We start from the raw sequence: 17,490 nt of genomic DNA on the forward strand, positions 1-17,490 counted from the left end.
TTATTGAGCTTGCTTAGTGGCTGCTACATTGCGTCGTTGACGTTGTAATACCATGTCGCTAATAAAAATTAGCAGTGCTGCCCATATAAAACAAAAGGTAATTCCTTTTTCTATATCAAAGGGTTCATTAAACAACTTTACCGCTAAAATGAACATGATGCTCGGGCCTATGTATTGAAAGAAGCCTAAAATAGAAAATGGAATCCTGACTGCCGCACCGGCAAAACATAAAAGGGGGATAGTAGTAACGACGCCAGCAGCGAGTAAAAGTAAGTTGAGGTTGATACTGTTGGTTAACATGCTAACGGGTGAGCTGTCTAAGGTTAGTAACAGGTAACCTAATGCTGCGGGGAGTAAAATGGCGGTTTCAACCAGTAAACCGGATTTTGCATCAATGTTGACTTTTTTACGCAGCAAACCGTAAAACCCAAAACTGGCTGCGAGGGCCAAAGATACGAGTGGAATTGAGCCAAATGAAATCAGTTGCACCAAAACTCCAATACTGGCTAATGCGACTGCAATCCATTGTAAATTTCGTAAGCGCTCGCCTAAAAACACCATGCCGAGTAACACGTTAAATAATGGGTTAATAAAATACCCTAAGCTTGCGTCGAGCATGTGGTCGTTATTAACTGCCCAAATAAAAATCAGCCAGTTAGCGGCTATTAAGATTGAAGTACACAGTAAAATCAGTAGTTGTTTAGGTTGTTTCAGAATAAGACGTAAGCGACTAAATCCCCCAATAAATTGCATTAACACAACCATAAACAGAAACGACCATATAACACGGTGCATTAAAATATCAGTGGCAGGAACCTGGTGGAGAAGCTTGAAATACAAAGGGGCGACACCCCAGATGGTGTAGGCGCAAATCGCGAGAAAAACCCCTTTACGGTATTCTAAATCAGGCATAGTTATCTACGTTGGTAAAAGCGAAGGAGGGGCGATTGTAGGTCGCCCCTTTTAATGATACAAGTTATTCAGTGATTTCTTTTATTGCGAGATGTGTCACTTTATTGTGGCGGTGTGGGTATTTTCTAGCCCACCATGTAGGTACCAGTACCGAACGCAATGTGAGTGCCGAGTTCGTTGTGCAGCTCCATCTTGCAAACAGATACCCGGTTGCCTGCACGAATAACGGTTCCTGTACCAGTGAACACTTCTCCGCGGCCAGGGCGTAAAAAATCGACCCGCATATCAATGGTGCCTAATGTCGTTAAGCGTTGTTGTAACTCTTCAATTGACCAGTCATCCCGGCTGGCAACTAACCCAGCAAAAGCGGTAAGGCCACCAACAACATCGAGCAATGTTGCCGTAACGCCGCCATGAAGAATATTTTGGTGGATGTTACCGATAAGCTCGGGTTTCATTTTAATCACGACTTCAACGCCATTGATGTCGTAATGTTTTATGTCTAAACCGAGTAAATTGTGAAACGGCACATGTTTGTCAAAAACCTCAGCAACCTGCTGTAAAACCTGATCTTGAATTGATGAACTCATGGGGAATCCTTGTCGTGTTTATTATTTTTGTATTTATTTTCAACGCGCATAGAGTATTTAATCTAACCCTAAAGTGCTCAATACTCAATCACCAATGGCGTGTTAATCATCGACAATCGTATTTTGCACCAAGACTTCTTTGGCTGAGTGCTTTAAAATGGGCGTCCTTTAAATGACATCATAGTATGAATGGATAACCTGACTTCGACGCCTATAATGCCGCTTGACTCCCTAACCTCTGAGCAGGACATCTTGTCTGCAAGATTGCAGCAGGTGTTTGGCTATCGTGATTTTCGTCAAGGGCAGCGAGACGTTATTGAGCGCAGTTTGCAGGGGCAAGACACCTTAGTGATTATGCCTACCGGTGGCGGTAAGAGTATGTGTTACCAGTTGCCTGCTTTGGTGTTGCCGGGGGTGACTATTGTTGTGTCGCCACTGATATCTTTGATGAAAGATCAGGTCGACAGTTTATTGCAAAGTGGTGTGTCGGCTGCATATCTTAATTCTTCATTGCCTCGCGAACAAAGTGCAGAGGTGCTGCGCAAACTGCATACAGGTGAAATTAAGCTATTGTACGTATCGCCAGAGCGATTATTGCGCCCAGATTTTATGGAGCGTTTGCAATCGGTTGATGTGTCAATGTTTGCGGTCGATGAAGCGCATTGTATAAGCCAATGGGGCCATGATTTTAGGCCTGAGTATGCAGCGCTTGGACAGTTAAAAATTCAATTTCCTTATATTCCGTTGATGGCATTAACCGCAACGGCAGATCACGCCACCCGCTTAAGTATTTGTGAGCGTCTTAATATTGTACCTTACACACTGTTGTCGAGTTTTGACCGACCTAATATTCGTTACACTGTGGCAGAAAAGCTGAATGCTTCAAATCAGTTACGTCAGTTTGTCAGTGCACAAAATGGCGCCAGTGGTATTGTATATTGCAGTAGCCGACGTCGTGTCGATGAGGTGGCAGACCGCCTGCGTTTACAAGGGTTTAATGCCCAGGCTTACCATGCAGGTATGAGCCAGGAAGATCGTGCAGACGTACAAGATAAGTTTTTAAAAGATCAGGTTGATATTGTTGTTGCCACAGTAGCTTTTGGCATGGGGATTAACAAATCTAACGTCCGTTTTGTGGTGCATTATGATATCCCTAAAAGTATCGAAGCCTATTACCAAGAAACCGGTCGTGCGGGCCGAGATGGCCTAGATGCTGAAGCGTATATGTTGTTTGACCCTGCCGACATTGGGCGTGTAAGGCACTTAATAGAACAGTCTGAACCGGGGCCTCAACAGCAGGTGGAGTTTCATAAATTACATACTATGGCCGCCTTTGCTGAAGCGCAAACCTGTCGGCGACAAGTATTGCTGCACTATTTTGACGAAGTGGCATCTGAGCCCTGCGGTAACTGCGATATCTGTTTAGACCCGCCTAAGCGATACGATGGCACTGAAGATGCTCAAAAAGTGTTGTCGTGTATTTACCGTTTACAGCAACGCTTTGGTATTCATCATGTGATTGATGTTCTTCGGGGCTCTAAAGCCGCGAATGTGATTGATCGCGGGCATGACAAATTAACTACATGGGGTATTGGTGCTGACAAGTCGACGGAACACTGGTTGAGCGTGCTGCGACAGTTAATCCATCTAGGGTTAGCAAGTCAGGATATTACTAGAGGCTCAAGTATTAGGTTAAATCCTGCTGCAAGAACTATTCTAAAAGCGGAAATGACTTTGATGTTGGCTGAGCCGAGAATTCAGTTGCTTGATGTTAAACGCAAATCAACGACTCGAGCAGTACAACAATATGATCGAAAATTATTTGCTCGATTAAAATTGCTGCGCCGGGAGTTAGCAGAGCAGCATGATATCCCGCCGTATTTGGTGTTTAACGATGCCACGCTTGCAGAAATGTCTGCCATGCTCCCAACCAGCCCTGGTGAAATGCTTGCCGTTAACGGGGTTGGGCAAATCAAACTGGATAGATTTGGCGGTGAGTTTTTAGATGAAATTAGTGACTATCTTACAAAGGGCTAGCGCTTAGCCCCTTGCCGTTATCGCGTCAGCTTAATGGTTAAGTTGATGACGTATCTTGTGGTTTCATTTTACTTAATTGGTTTAACACCGCTTTTTTCATTAATCCTTCAAATGTATCCAGTAATTGCAGGTTGGCAATACCGATACTTTTTTTGTTGTCAGCTGGCCATTGCGTTAACACTTGTTCGATTTGATGCATGACGCGTGTGGCGCCCTCGGTAGAAGTGTGTGGTAATAAAATAATCACTTCATCTAGATTGTGGCGAAATAGCTGATCTTGTTCGCGAAGCGTGTGTTGAAACTGTTGCATTAAATGCGGCATGTCCACTTGACGCATATGATTGACATTCACTAACAACATACTGAGTTGGTAGTGGCCTTGTTTAGCATTATTGAGCAAAGCGTTAATGCGCTGCTCTTGGGTTTCCTCTTTATCGTTATCGGTTAGCATAAGAGGCTTTTTGATTAAAAAGAGCACTAATCCGATAGATAAAAGCAAAATAATAAGAGCCGCGATTGCCAGATTTTGTCCAAGGCTTATGGTTGGGGTTTCAATTGTTTGAGGCGTGTCGTTTTGCGCTGTTAGTTGCGCTTTGTACTGCATAAAATGAGCATTGTTTAATTTACTATTGGCTTGCTTTGCAGCATTAAAGCGTTCAACTTGGTAATGATAGGCAGATTCAAATAGGTTTTTACTTGCGTAATATTCACTGACAATTTGATTAAACTCTTCTAAATCTGAAAACTGTTTTGCCTGGGTTGCCTGTTCAATAATCTCATGCAGCAGTGCTAATGCCTGTGCATCTTTTTGTTGCGCAAAATACACCTTTGCTAACGTGCGTTTAATGCGCATAACGTAAAGTGGTTCTTGGTATTTGGTTAGTACCTCAATGCTTGATAATGCTTGCTTAGTTGCTAAATCAGTATTACCTACATATAGGTTTATTCCTGCAAGAATTGCGTTACCAATTGCAATATCTTTTTCTGCCGTGTTTTTAGTATTTTCAGCTTCAGCAGCAGCGAGATAAAAAATGACTTTATCTCTATTATTAAAAACAATATTAATTCTTGCTAGATTAATGGCATAAGCGAAATTTAGTTTTCCAAATGCAGAAGGATCTGAGTTCGCTAATTCAGCAAAATGTAGAGATTCTTCAGTATCACCCATAGAAAAAAATACGTTTGATATTTCAGCTTTTAAGTAAGATAAAGGTAATAAATACCAATGTTGAAATTGTTCTAATGATTCATCAAATAAATCAAGTGCTAAACGCAAATCTTCAATTGATTGATTGTAGTTTTCAAGGCTAGTGTTTTGCCTGCTTTTTAAATAGAGACTATTAACAATCGCTTGTTTTTCAGAATAACGTTTAGCAAGGCGTAAAGCCTCTTCTGTGAGAAGTTGTTCTTGTAACATTTGGCCAAGGGTCTGCCTAGCCGACGCCTCACACAACATAAAGTAAGGCCTTGCAGAATCATATTTTAATTCTCTTGCAGATAGCTCACCTTGCTTGGATAAGGAAATAGCTTGGTCTAACTCTCCAAACTCTAATAAATTAAAGCAACGCAAAAGCGACAGTCTCAGAGCATCGGCATTGGCCAAAGGTTGTTGAGCATGTTTTTTCTCAAGTGCGGTAATTAGGGTGTTTGCATCTTCTGAGCGTTGCGAATTAATGCTATTGATGACGTTTAATTGCTCACTCACACTGAGTAATTGGGTTCTTTGAATGATATCTTCACTGAGCAATAGCTCTTGTGATGGCATCGCAAAGGAAGGGGAAACTAAGATAAAAAGGAATAAGCTAAAAACAAAGTTCGTAAATTGAATAAATGTACTCTTATTAGCCGGTTTCACACGCGTCATCGATCGCTTCTTCTCAAATTTAATTGCTCGAAGTATACGATTTTTTGCGTGTTGTTACACAAAAATATCAATGATGTTGCCAGTTAAATTGATAAAATTTGATCTTGCACACTTAGGTGTTCCAGATAGGTTATGAAGGTAAATCAACGAAGTATTATCGCTTACTTGCTGTAATGAAGTACTAGTACATTAGTAATCTTTCTCAAGTTGAGTAATTTAGGGTTGACAGCAGCGCCTGCTCGCGTTAAATATTAGGCATAGAAAAGTTTTACAGCATATATATTTAATAATGTTTGCTTAAATGTGAATATTAAATTGTTTAAAGTGAATACTAAAACCATGAACACACAATCAATTTTACTCGGACTCCTACTCCTCTCTCGCATAGACTGCGCGGAGTCCTTTGTGTTACATGCGAAATAACGCATTCAGCCTACACAAACCCCGCGCTAATAGTCGCGGGGTTTTTTGTTTTTAGCCCTTTTGAAACGAGCCGGTTGTGATATTTGCAGTTAGGTGAAATACAAACAAGATGGTCGATGGAGAAATTCGATGTCCAATAGAGTCTTAATTTTTGATACAACATTGCGTGATGGTGAACAAGCACTTGCTGCAAGCTTAACCGTTAAAGAAAAGCTACAAATCGCGCTGGCTCTAGAGCGTTTGGGTGTTGATGTAATGGAGGTGGGGTTTCCTGTGTCTTCACCAGGCGACTTTCACTCAGTTCAAACCATTGCCAAAACCATTAAAAACAGTCGTGTGTGTGCGTTATCGCGTGCATTAGAAAAAGACATTGATGCCGCGGCGCAAGCTTTGTCTGTGGCTGACCAATTCCGAATTCATACCTTTATTTCAACGTCGACCATTCATGTGGAAAGTAAATTAAAACGCTCATTTGATGACGTATTAGATATGGCTGTCGGTGCAGTAAAATATGCAAGACGCTTCACTGACGATGTTGAATTTTCTTGTGAAGATGCGGGTCGTACACCAATAGATAATTTGTGCCGTATGGTTGAAGCTGCCATTAACGCTGGGGCTCGTACCATTAACATTCCTGATACGGTTGGGTATACCGTTCCAAGCGAGTTTGGTGGCATTATTCAAACACTGTTCAACCGTGTCCCCAATATTGATAAAGCCGTGATCTCTGTACATTGTCATGACGATTTAGGCTTGTCGGTGGCTAACTCGATTGCCGCGGTCGAAATGGGGGCGCGCCAAATTGAATGTACCATTAACGGTATCGGAGAGCGTGCAGGTAATTGTTCGTTAGAAGAAATCGCAATGATTTTGGCCACTCGTAAAGGCTTGTTAAATTTAGAGTGCGGTATTAATGCCAAAGAAATTCACCGTACATCATCGTTAGTCAGCCAGCTTTGTAATATGCCAATTCAAGCTAACAAAGCGATTGTGGGTACCAATGCGTTCTCGCATTCGTCAGGTATTCACCAAGACGGTATGTTAAAAGCAAAAAATACGTACGAAATTATGACCCCAGAGAGTATAGGTTTAAATCGTAATAACCTAAATATGACTTCTCGCTCTGGTCGCCATGTGATTAAGCACCGTATGGAAGAAATGGGCTATTTGCCAACCGACTATGATATGGACAGCCTGTATGAGCAGTTTTTAACCCTAGCAGATAAAAAAGGCCAGGTGTTTGATTATGATTTAGAAGCATTGGTATTTATGGAGTCACAGGCGCAAGACGACGATAAATATGCGCTTCAGCATATGATGGTGCACTCTGACTCAACTGAAGGTGTTGCAACTGCCACGGTACGTATCGCCGTTGATGGCAAAGATATTACCGAAGCGGCAACAGGTAATGGCCCCGTTGACGCGGCATACAATGCGATTGCCCGTGCCACTGACCGCAAAATCAATATCACCAATTATAAATTAAGTGCAAAAGGCGAAGGCCAAAATGCACTTGGGCAGGTTGATATTACCGCAAAATATAACGAACAAATGTTCCACGGTGTCGGTTTAGCTACAGACGTGGTAGAGGCCTCTGCTCAAGCATTGGTGCATGTGATGAATCTAGTGTACCGCGCAGATAAAGTGGCTGATTTTAAACAACAGATCCATAAAGAAAGGGAGTTAGGTGGCGTATGAGTTATCAAATAGCAGTGTTGTCGGGTGATGGTATTGGCCCGGAAGTAATGGCTGAAGCACGTAAAGTGTTAACTGAAGTGGAAGCTCGTTTTGGGCTAGACATTCACTACACCGAATACGATGTTGGCGGTATCGCCATTGATAACCATGGTTGCCCATTACCTGATGCAACCTTAAAAGGGTGTGAAGCTGCAGATGCAATTTTATTCGGCAGTGTCGGTGGCCCTAAGTGGGAGCACTTGCCACCAAATGATCAGCCAGAGCGTGGTGCATTATTGCCTCTGCGGGGTCACTTTGAGCTATTTTGTAATTTACGCCCAGCAAAATTACACGATGGTTTAGAGCATATGTCGCCACTTCGCAGTGACATATCAGCCCGTGGCTTTGATGTGTTGTGTGTGCGTGAGTTAACCGGTGGCATATACTTTGGCAAGCCAAAAGGGCGCCAAGGTGAGGGCGAGAACGAAGAAGCGTTTGATACCATGCGTTATAGCCGCCGCGAAATCAGCCGAATTGCGCGCATTGCATTTGAAGCCGCCCGTGGCCGTAAAAATAAAGTGACCTCAGTAGACAAAGCTAACGTGTTAGCCTGCTCAGTATTATGGCGCCAGGTGGTAGAAGAAGTTGCTAAAGACTTTCCTGATGTGACCTTAGAGCACATTTATATTGATAACGCGACAATGCAACTGCTGCGTCGTCCAGACGAGTTTGACGTGATGTTATGTTCAAACTTATTTGGCGATATTTTGTCAGATGAAATCGCCATGTTAACCGGCTCTATGGGGTTATTATCTTCAGCGAGCATGAACAGCACAGGCTTTGGTTTATTTGAACCAGCCGGTGGTAGTGCACCTGATATTGCAGGCAAAGGCATTGCTAACCCAGTGGCACAAATTTTATCAGCAGCATTAATGTTACGTCATAGCTTAAAGCAAGAAGAAGCCGCAAGTGCCATTGAGCGCGCGGTAACAAAAGCATTAGCAAGTGGTTACCTAACGGGTGAACTGCTAGCAGCAGATAAACGCAACGAAGCGAAATCGACAGCACAAATGGGTGATTTTATCGCTCAGGCAATAAGAGAAGGTGTGTAAATGAGCCAAGTGACAGGTAAAACCTTATATGAAAAAGTATGGGATGCACACGTTGTTGCTAGCCCAGAAGGTGAAGCGCCAATCGTATATGTTGATCGCCATTTAGTGCATGAAGTGACATCACCACAAGCCTTTAGTGGATTAAAAGTGGCTGGACGTCAATTACGCGCACCAGAAAAAACCTTTGCCACTATGGATCATAATACCTCGACCCGTAGCGCAAGTTTAGATGCCTTAAGCCCAATGGCGCGTACACAGGTAGAAACGCTAGCGCAAAACTGTAAAGAGTTTGGCGTGCGTTTATACGACATTCACCACCCAAACCAGGGTATCGTGCATGTTATGGGGCCTGAGCTCGGTATTACTCTACCTGGCACAGTCATTGTGTGTGGCGACTCACACACAGCCACTCATGGCGCATTTGGTGCGTTGGCCTTTGGTATTGGTACATCAGAAGTTGAGCATGTTTTAGCAACACAAACCTTACGCCAATTAAAAGCCAAAACCATGAAGGTTGAAGTACGCGGCCAGGTAACTGATGGCGTAACGGCAAAAGATATTGTACTAGCGATTATCGGTAAGCTAGGTATGGATGGCGGTACAGGTTATGTGGTTGAGTTTTGTGGCCAAGCCATTGAAGCGTTAACCATGGAAGGTCGCATGACCTTATGTAACATGGCCATTGAAATGGGCGCTAAAGCCGGCATGGTGGCACCTGACCAAACGACTTTTGATTACTTAAAAGGCCGTGAGTTTGCGCCCAAAGATGCCGTATGGGAACAAGCCGTTGCCGCATGGTCACAACTTAAAACCGATGCTGACGCAGTGTTTGATGCCGAAGTGGTTTTAGAGGCTAAAGATATTGCCCCACAGTTAACCTGGGGGACCAACCCTGGACAAGTTGTGGCTATTGATGGTGTGGTCCCTAACCCGCAAGATGAACCTAACATGACTAACCGTACCAGTATGGTAAAAGCATTAGAGTACATTGGTTTAACCCCCGGCACTAAAATGACCGACATTAGTATTAACAAGGTATTTATTGGTTCTTGTACTAATTCACGTATCGAAGATTTACGTTCTGCAGCAGCTCATGCTAAAAATCGTAAAGTGGCTGAGGGGGTGGTGGCCATTGTGGTACCGGGTTCAGGCCAGGTAAAACTGCAAGCAGAAGCTGAAGGCTTAGATAAGATCTTTATTGAGGCCGGGTTTGAATGGCGCTTACCAGGATGCTCGATGTGCTTAGCAATGAACGATGACCGTTTAGAGCCGGGTGATCGCTGTGCATCAACCAGTAACCGTAACTTTGAAGGGCGTCAAGGGCGTGGAAGTCGCACCCATTTGGTGAGTCCGGCAATGGCCGCTGCAGCAGCTGTGGCTGGTCACTTTGTCGATATCCGTAAACCATACTAAACCGAGATAGGAGAGAAACATGCAAGCATTTACTGCCCATACCGGTTTAGCGGTAGTCATTAATAGCGCCAATATCGATACTGATCAGATTATTCCAAAGCAATTTTTGTCTAAAGTGACTCGCGATGGCTTTGGTGTGCATTTATTTCATGACTGGCGTTATTTAGACGATGCTGGTGATCAACCGAATCCTGATTTTGCGTTAAATAAGCCTCGCTACAAAGGGGCTTCTATTTTACTCGCTCAAGAGAACTTTGGTTGTGGTTCATCTCGCGAGCATGCGCCTTGGGCGTTAGCTGACTTTGGTTTGCGAGTGATTATTGCTCCGACGTTTGCAGATATTTTTTATGGTAACTCCATTAATAATGGCTTATTACCGGTAAAGCTGCCTTCAGAGCAAGTACAACAGCTAATGGATGAGGTTGAAGCAAGCGAGGGTGCACAAATAACCGTCGATTTACAAGCATTAACCGTCACGTCACCTTCAGGTAAGGTGTTTGGTTTTAGTTTGGTCGAGTCTGCAAGACATAAATTACTTAATGGATTAGATGCGATTGGGTTGACCTTGTCTTTTGAACAGAGCATCAGTGATTACGAAGCTAACATCCCAGCATGGTTTGCATAACTTGACCTGTAGTTAACACGTACTGACGGATTTTGCGCCGTTAAAGTTGCGAAAATTTACTGTTTTAGAACCTCTCTTTGCGGGCAAAGAGAGGTTTTTTTATTTTTTTTTGTAAATTTATTGATGTTTGAAATTGGATAAAACACGCATTATATCTTGGTATTAAGTGGACACGCCCAGTTTTAAAAGTTAACTAGCGTTCGGATGAGTACTTGCTAAGTGTTTATTTTTATTTGTTAAATTAACTTACTTCTATAAGTTTGATAGTTTGAGCGTACAGTCATTTTTATTTTTACGTTGTAAGGTGAGATAAAAATTAAAAATATTGCACTAGATCACAGTTTTAAATCGACTTATTTAGCCCTTTTAGCAAGGTAACCCCTGTTGCAAAGCGAGTTGGGATCCGTAAACTGATGCCTCATTTGAATCGAGCTTTTACTCTATTTAAGGCCGGTTCAAGCAGTATGGATCTTAAGCACAGAGAATGATAATGAAAAAAACAGTGTTAACTTTGGCCATTAGTGCCATCGTATTTGGAGCAACAACTCAAGTCAATGCAGCAGGTTTTCAACTTGCAGAATCTTCAGCAACAGGCCTAGGTCGCGCATTTGCAGGCGAAGCTGCTATTGCCGATAATGCCTCAACGCAAGCACGTAATCCTGCGATGTTAGCTTACCTTGAAGGTCGTCAGCTTTCGGCTGGCGGCATTTACGTTATGCCAGATATCGATGTGTTAGGTGATGTGAGTATCACTTCTCCTTTGTTAGGCTCAGATGCGGTAGTTATTGATGCTGACGAAATCGATGTGGCAGACAATGCCCTTGTACCTAACTTTTATTATTCTAATCAACTCAATGACAATTGGACTTGGGGCCTTGCAGTTAATTCTAACTATGGTTTAGCCACTGAAACCGACACCACAAGTGCCTCGGCTATTTTTGGTAGCCACACCGCAATCACCACCGTTGAATTTAACCCGAATATCGCTTATCGCGTTGATGACAGTGTTACAGTGGGCGCTGGTCTTCGTTTGGTTTATGGTGAAGGCGAAGTTAGCGCTACAACACCTGGCTGGATTGATGCGATTAAAGCCAATGTACCAGCAACAATATCAGCGGCATTGCCTGCGGCAGGCACAGAGCTTAAATCGATGGAAGGTGATGACATTGGTTACGGCTGGAAAGCGGGTGCAAGTTGGCAAATTAATGCAAACAACCGGATTGGTTTAGCCTACCACAGTGGCGTTGATCTCGATTTAGACGGTTCAGTATCTGGTGTGGTTTACAACGGTGGGCAAGACATTGAAATTGAGGGTTACCTACCAATCGAGCTTCCTGCATTTGCTGAGTTGGCATCATATCACCAACTAACAGAAAACTGGGCTGTGCATGCCAGCGTTAACTGGACAGAATGGAGTACCTTTGAGCGTTTAGTGGCTTATTTCCCTGGTGAGGTAAAACCGACTGGCGATCTTGAGTCTGACGTTGTTAAAGAAGAAAACTTTAAAGATAACTGGCGCTACTCAATCGGCACGACTTACAGCATTGACGATCAATTAACCTTACGTGCTGGTATCGCGCTTGATAATACAGCTGTAGATGATGAGCATCGTACGACTACAATCCCTGACTCAGATCGCCTATGGTTTAGCATGGGAGCGGGCTACCAAATGTCTAAGAATCTCAGTGTCGATCTTGGTGTCACTTATATTCGTATGCATGGCGATGCGCCGATTGACGAAACTCAAGACTTACTTGGTTTAGCATCAATCGGCTATAGTGGTGAAGCAACCGGCCATGTATGGTTAACTGGATTACAACTTAGCTATAAAATGTAATCGATAAACCAATAATTGAAACGCCCTGCATCTGCGGGGCGTTTTATTTTATGACAAATGCAATATACGTTATGGCAACGATTTGAGTTGTTGTGGGAGTATCCCTAATCTGTATCGTCATGTAAAAATGGTCATTAACGGCAAACATACTTGCATTAAATTTAGGTGTCGAGGTAGGATGTAGTATTGGCTAATTAAGCAGATAAATCATATAAAATAATCATAATAAAATGATATAGGAAATCAGATGGTTGCTAAAAAATACATTGTCGCGTTAGATCAAGGCACAACCAGTTCTCGTGCGATTGTGTTTAATCACCAGGCGAATATTGTTGCTGTTGCGCATCGAGAGTTTACCCAGCATTATCCTCAAGCAGGGTGGGTTGAACATGATCCAATGGAAATTTGGTCATCGCAAAGTTCAGTCTTAGTTGAGGTATTAACTCGAGCAGGCATAAGCCGACATGATGTTGCAGCTATTGGTATTACTAATCAGCGTGAAACGACGATTGTGTGGAACAAACACACGGGTAAGCCAATATGCAATGCGGTGGTGTGGCAATGTAGACGGAGCCAAGGTATTTGCCAACAACTCAAAGCACAAGGTGCTGAGGAAATGGTACGCCAGAAAACAGGCCTAATATTAGACCCGTATTTTTCTGCTTCAAAAATTAAGTGGATTTTAGACAATGTAGACGGTGCGCGTGAACAGGCCGAAGCTGGAGATTTGCTGTTTGGCACAGTTGATACATGGCTAGTGTGGAAGCTCACTCAGGGTGAGGTTCATGTGACAGAGCCAACCAATGCATCGCGTACCATGCTATTTAATATTCATACTCAAGAATGGGATAAAGAGCTCCTTGAGTTGTTTGATATACCTCCTGCCATGCTGCCAGACATTAAACCCTCTTGTGCAATATACGGTTACACCGAACTTGCAGGAAACCATGTACCTGTAGCGGGGATGGCAGGTGATCAACAGTCTGCGTTATTTGGCCAATTGTGTATTCAGCCCGGTATGGCTAAAAACACCTACGGCACCGGGTGTTTTTTATTAATGAATACTGGCGAGAAAGCTGTTGAGTCGACACATGGTTTATTAACCACAGTGGCTATTGGTGCTGATGCTAAAGTGAATTATGCCCTAGAAGGCTCTGTCTTTATGGGCGGCGCAGTGATCCAATGGCTGCGCGATGAGTTAGGCCTAATCGCAGATGCGTGCGACACCCAATATTTTGCTGAAAAAGTGGATGACACCAATGGTGTATATCTCGTGCCCGCTTTTGTTGGTTTGGGGGCGCCTTACTGGGATGCAGACGCTCGCGGCGCGATTATTGGTTTGACTCGTGGTGCAAATCGAAACCATATCATACGCGCAGCATTAGAAGCCATTGCGTATCAGTCACGGGATGTGCTGGATGCTATGAGTAAAGATTCTGAAGTGCCGCTATCAGAAATTCGAGTCGATGGTGGCGCTGTTGCCAATGACTTTTTAATGCAGTTTCAGGCCGACATAACCGGAGCAAAAGTCATACGCCCTGTTGTGACCGAAACAACCGCAATGGGTGCCGCCTTTTTAGCAGGGTTAGCGGTGGGGGTTTGGCAATCTACTGATGAGTTAAAAGCGATGTTGTCTACCGAACGTGAGTTTACCTCTAATATGGACCATGAGCACAGGGCGACAATTTATGCAGGGTGGAAGCAAGCTGTGGCGCAAGTCAGTCCAAACAGTCAACCCCAATAAAATACGTAATGCTACACCTCTATATCAATATGCTGACTGGCGGTTTCTCCACGAGTGGAAAATCGCTCGTCGGTGGTCATTCGCCTTAAGCGGCTGCCGAGATTTTTTTTGTCGTCGATGGTGCGCAATTTTGCGCGCCGTTCTTTGCGAACAAGGGCTTTTTTGGCAACAAGGGTTTGGTGGGGAATTTTAGGGGGGAGTTGCGTTTGCGGCGCCTCATGGCTATCAGCGTTGAGAGCACTAGTGTTTTTGACCTGCTCAACGATCCTTCTGCGTTCACTTACCGCGCGCACAGGTCTTGCTAGCATGGCATAAATGCTGTCGATACTCATGTCAGGCCCTCCTGTGCTGATAAATCTATCTGGGATATTTCCTCTACTATAACTTGTTATCGGCACCTCATGGTTAAAATTTAGTCATTGTAAGTTGTTATTCAGAAGTTTGGATAAAAGATGGGTTTATGATGTTAAAAATCAAAACGTTAATTCTGGTCTACTTTCAAATTTGTCATTTGTTTTAGTAACAAGTCTTTTTATTATATACAAGTAACGCAGTTAGTAAGACAAATGGTTGTTTGAAAGGCGTTTGTTATCCAGAGCTCAGGTTTGTTTATTCATTTTAGAGTCATTTTCATACCACTGGCTGAGCTGGTGTGAGCTTAAGCCTAAGTCTGCATTACTGACTATATGCTGGCAGCTGAGGCGATATCCTTGAGTTAGTTTACGTGCGCTTAATTTGGCAATGTCATGTTTGCTAGGGGCTGGCGGGTTGGTTAAGTACTGCAGCGCGCATAAACCGCACTGGCCTCCACCACCACATTGGGTGATTAACCCTTTACCTTGACCAGCATAGCGGTTGATATTGTCGAGCATAACACCTGAGCGACCATTGAGTTGTGCAATGAATTGACCCGCGTGATAGAGATTGACCGTCGCCGAGTTTTTTCTTAGCGGCCAAAAGTGTCCCTTTCGCAGTTGATGTAACAATAATCGGATACCGCTTATAGCAAATAATAAACTTAACACAGCCATAATCTGCGTCCAAACGTGATTAAAGCTCACACCATTGTCCGAGTTGTAATCCATAAAATGCAGCATCAATAACCACTGCTGATAATCAGAGCGATCATTCTGATGTGCTATCACATTACCCGAGTGTCGATTAACAAAAATACGTGTACCAACTTCATCACGAGCGGTAATGACCAATGTGCCTTTAGGCATAGTAGTGGGATTGTTAAGTATTTTTGCAGGCTCTAGGGGAGCATCACCTCGATAACTTGCATGGGCGATTTGTTGTATTTGGCTCTCACTGAGGCTCACTATACTTAATGCCTGTTGGTTTGTGTGTGTGGTTAGCATGGTGTCAGCCCATATAAATATTTTCTGACCATCTAACTGGGTGAGTTGGTAAGCTGGGCGGTCGACAATGGTGATTAATTCTATTTCACTTAGCGGCTTGCTAGACAATCTCACAACATCATTTATCGAAACCCTAATGTCTTGGTTTAATGATGTAACATGTTCAGACGTCGGCTGAGTTTGCAGGTGTAAATCAGCAGAAAACCAAGCAGGTGGGATAATATTTAGCAACAAACCGGTGCTTAACCACAGCAGCAGTTGTATCCCTATTAATAACCCAAGCCATTTGTGCAGTTGTTGCCAGCGGATCATGGGTTCACCTTGTTATTTCGTAATCTACACCACAGTAACAGAGTGCCGAAAACTGCGGTGAGTAATCCTAGGCAAGCCATAAGAGTGAGCAAATTATTATGGATATTATCGCGAGTATCGTAATCCATAATATGCAGCATCCACATCACATCAAAAAGTCGCCAATAGTTGTGACGTTTCGTCACTATATCGCCTGAAATGGCTGATACATAAATACTGCTGTTACTGATGTCGGCAAAGTTAACTTGCCAAACAGGCAACCAATTGGGATTGAGTTCTCTGGGGGCCGTTTTTGCTAATAAAAATGCATTTTTAATGTTTGCTGCTCCCGAATATGCACTCAGGGCAATGTGCCTAGCATGGTGTTCTGTTAGTTGTTTAAGCGGTAAGCCTGTGTCGGCATTAAGAATAATTAACTGTGATTGTGATTTGAATTGATAAAATGCCTGCGTTTGTTGCTGGCTTACACGCAATTGAGTGGCATCTGGATACCGTTGCAGTAATTGTGCTAATGGATAATTAACGCCGGATAGTTTACTTGGCGTTTGTGGTGTGGTGATGGTGTTTCCACGAATGAAATCGATATCCATTAATACCATGTAAGTACCTGATAATGCCCATATCCCCATTTGGAGTCCGGCAACGAGTGCAAACCAACGGTGTAAACGTCGAAGAGTGTGGCCATTTGGCATAGTTGAACGCGCTACATTTAGGGTGGAGTGTTTTTTTAACATTATTTAATGATCAAAATCGACCATTTTTTAGTGTTAACAGCCCTTAATCTTCCTGCATTAATACTGTATTTCAATCAAAAGGTGGATTATTAACACAATATAGTCACTTTACATTAACGATTGCTCTGTATTTACGTCGATAAAATGACCGTTATGTGTCTGGTTTAACTCATTTACCCTGATTTCAAGCTGTTTTTTATCAGGCGATTTGTTATTCATCCTGTTTTAGATCAATTTGCTGCTAACCCGCTTGGCGTCTGGATTTAATATATCAGTCCATCCCTTGACAACACTTGCATAGAGTCCCTAAACTTAGCATTTGTGGGAAAAAGTGGATCATTGTGGATCAAATGCTAACAAAAGAGGTGTAATAGGGTGTTTCGGGGTGCCAGTGCAATTAACATGGACGCTAAAGGACGGATCGCAATACCTGCGAGATACCGTGATGCTTTGCGTGCAGAACATGCCGGTACTGTGATCATTACTGTTGATATTGAATCTGCCTGTTTGTTGATTTACCCATTACATGAATGGGAGCAGATAGAAGCAAAGCTAAGGCTGCTTTCTGATACCGATCCGCTTGAACGCTCCTTTAAACGAAAATTACTGGGTCACGCACAAGATTGTGAGCTAGACAGCCACGGGCGCATTGTTATCCCGCCGGCATTACGAAGTTTTGCCAGTTTAGAAAAGAAAACCATGCTGGTGGGCTTACTGAATAAATTTGAATTATGGGAAGAGTCAGCTTGGCAGCAACAAATGGATGACGGTAATAGCCTGATCCAAAGCCAAGATTTAGCCAGCAATGAACGCCTGGCCAACTTTTCACTGTAGTGACCAAAAAGGTTA

At 43.2% G+C, this 17,490-nt stretch carries 14 protein-coding genes; 8 read left to right on the top strand and 6 right to left on the bottom strand.

Annotated elements, in window-relative coordinates:
- Entirely contained in the window at nucleotides 1-912 is a 912-nt protein-coding gene (gene rarD / locus K8B83_RS03800; RefSeq protein ID WP_188740352.1) for an EamA family transporter RarD, read from the bottom strand.
- 125 nt (nucleotides 913-1,037) lie between these two features.
- Nucleotides 1,038-1,502: a thioesterase family protein gene (locus K8B83_RS03805; protein WP_188740351.1), complete on the bottom strand. Its 465-nt coding sequence runs from the start codon at nucleotides 1,500-1,502 to the stop codon at nucleotides 1,038-1,040.
- A gap of 216 nt (nucleotides 1,503-1,718) precedes the next feature.
- On the opposite strand from K8B83_RS03805, the gene recQ reads away from it, so the two are divergent.
- Nucleotides 1,719-3,539: a DNA helicase RecQ gene (gene recQ / locus K8B83_RS03810; RefSeq protein ID WP_188740350.1), complete on the top strand. Its 1,821-nt coding sequence runs from the start codon at nucleotides 1,719-1,721 to the stop codon at nucleotides 3,537-3,539.
- Nucleotides 3,540-3,576: 37 nt separating this feature from the next.
- Here the strand turns inward: recQ and K8B83_RS03815 are convergent, their stop codons facing one another.
- Complete coding sequence (locus K8B83_RS03815) at nucleotides 3,577-5,403, bottom strand: nucleotidyl cyclase domain-containing protein (RefSeq protein WP_188740349.1); 1,827 nt, start codon at nucleotides 5,401-5,403, stop codon at nucleotides 3,577-3,579.
- Nucleotides 5,404-5,955: 552 nt separating this feature from the next.
- On the opposite strand from K8B83_RS03815, the gene leuA reads away from it, so the two are divergent.
- The 6 genes from leuA to glpK all read left to right on the top strand — a co-directional run bounded on the left by leuA (nucleotide 5,956) and on the right by glpK (nucleotide 14,234).
- Nucleotides 5,956-7,524: a 2-isopropylmalate synthase gene (gene leuA, locus K8B83_RS03820; protein WP_188740348.1), complete on the top strand. Its 1,569-nt coding sequence runs from the start codon at nucleotides 5,956-5,958 to the stop codon at nucleotides 7,522-7,524.
- Nucleotides 7,521-8,615: a 3-isopropylmalate dehydrogenase gene (gene leuB / locus K8B83_RS03825; protein WP_188740347.1), complete on the top strand. Its 1,095-nt coding sequence runs from the start codon at nucleotides 7,521-7,523 to the stop codon at nucleotides 8,613-8,615. The genes leuA and leuB overlap by 4 nt, the downstream gene beginning before the upstream one ends.
- Nucleotides 8,616-10,028: a 3-isopropylmalate dehydratase large subunit gene (leuC, locus tag K8B83_RS03830; RefSeq protein ID WP_188740346.1), complete on the top strand. Its 1,413-nt coding sequence runs from the start codon at nucleotides 8,616-8,618 to the stop codon at nucleotides 10,026-10,028.
- 19 nt (nucleotides 10,029-10,047) lie between these two features.
- On the top strand, nucleotides 10,048-10,653 hold the full coding sequence (gene leuD, locus K8B83_RS03835; RefSeq protein WP_188740345.1) for a 3-isopropylmalate dehydratase small subunit: 606 nt from the start codon (nucleotides 10,048-10,050) through the stop codon (nucleotides 10,651-10,653).
- A gap of 490 nt (nucleotides 10,654-11,143) precedes the next feature.
- Entirely contained in the window at nucleotides 11,144-12,490 is a 1,347-nt protein-coding gene (locus tag K8B83_RS03840; protein WP_188740344.1) for an outer membrane protein transport protein, read from the top strand.
- Nucleotides 12,491-12,737: 247 nt separating this feature from the next.
- On the top strand, nucleotides 12,738-14,234 hold the full coding sequence (gene glpK, locus K8B83_RS03845; RefSeq protein WP_188740343.1) for a glycerol kinase GlpK: 1,497 nt from the start codon (nucleotides 12,738-12,740) through the stop codon (nucleotides 14,232-14,234).
- An 11-nt stretch (nucleotides 14,235-14,245) separates the two neighbouring features.
- On the opposite strand, the gene K8B83_RS03850 is transcribed toward glpK, so the two are convergent.
- The 3 genes from K8B83_RS03850 to K8B83_RS03860 all read right to left on the bottom strand — a co-directional run bounded on the left by K8B83_RS03850 (nucleotide 14,246) and on the right by K8B83_RS03860 (nucleotide 16,641).
- Nucleotides 14,246-14,566: a hypothetical protein gene (locus tag K8B83_RS03850; RefSeq protein WP_188740342.1), complete on the bottom strand. Its 321-nt coding sequence runs from the start codon at nucleotides 14,564-14,566 to the stop codon at nucleotides 14,246-14,248.
- Between the two features lie 267 nt (nucleotides 14,567-14,833).
- Nucleotides 14,834-15,907, bottom strand: a complete 1,074-nt coding sequence (locus K8B83_RS03855) for a PepSY domain-containing protein (protein WP_223419179.1) — start codon at nucleotides 15,905-15,907, stop codon at nucleotides 14,834-14,836.
- Nucleotides 15,904-16,641: a PepSY domain-containing protein gene (locus tag K8B83_RS03860; protein WP_223419180.1), complete on the bottom strand. Its 738-nt coding sequence runs from the start codon at nucleotides 16,639-16,641 to the stop codon at nucleotides 15,904-15,906. The genes K8B83_RS03855 and K8B83_RS03860 overlap by 4 nt, the downstream gene beginning before the upstream one ends.
- A 375-nt stretch (nucleotides 16,642-17,016) precedes the next feature.
- On the opposite strand from K8B83_RS03860, the gene mraZ reads away from it, so the two are divergent.
- Nucleotides 17,017-17,475 carry a division/cell wall cluster transcriptional repressor MraZ gene (mraZ, locus tag K8B83_RS03865; protein WP_188740339.1) on the top strand — a complete coding sequence of 153 codons (459 nt, stop codon included), beginning with the start codon at nucleotides 17,017-17,019 and terminating at the stop codon, nucleotides 17,473-17,475.
- The last annotated feature ends 15 nt before the right edge of the window (nucleotides 17,476-17,490 follow it).

Source organism: Shewanella inventionis, from assembly GCF_019931735.1.
GTDB lineage: Bacteria > Pseudomonadota > Gammaproteobacteria > Enterobacterales > Shewanellaceae > Shewanella > Shewanella inventionis.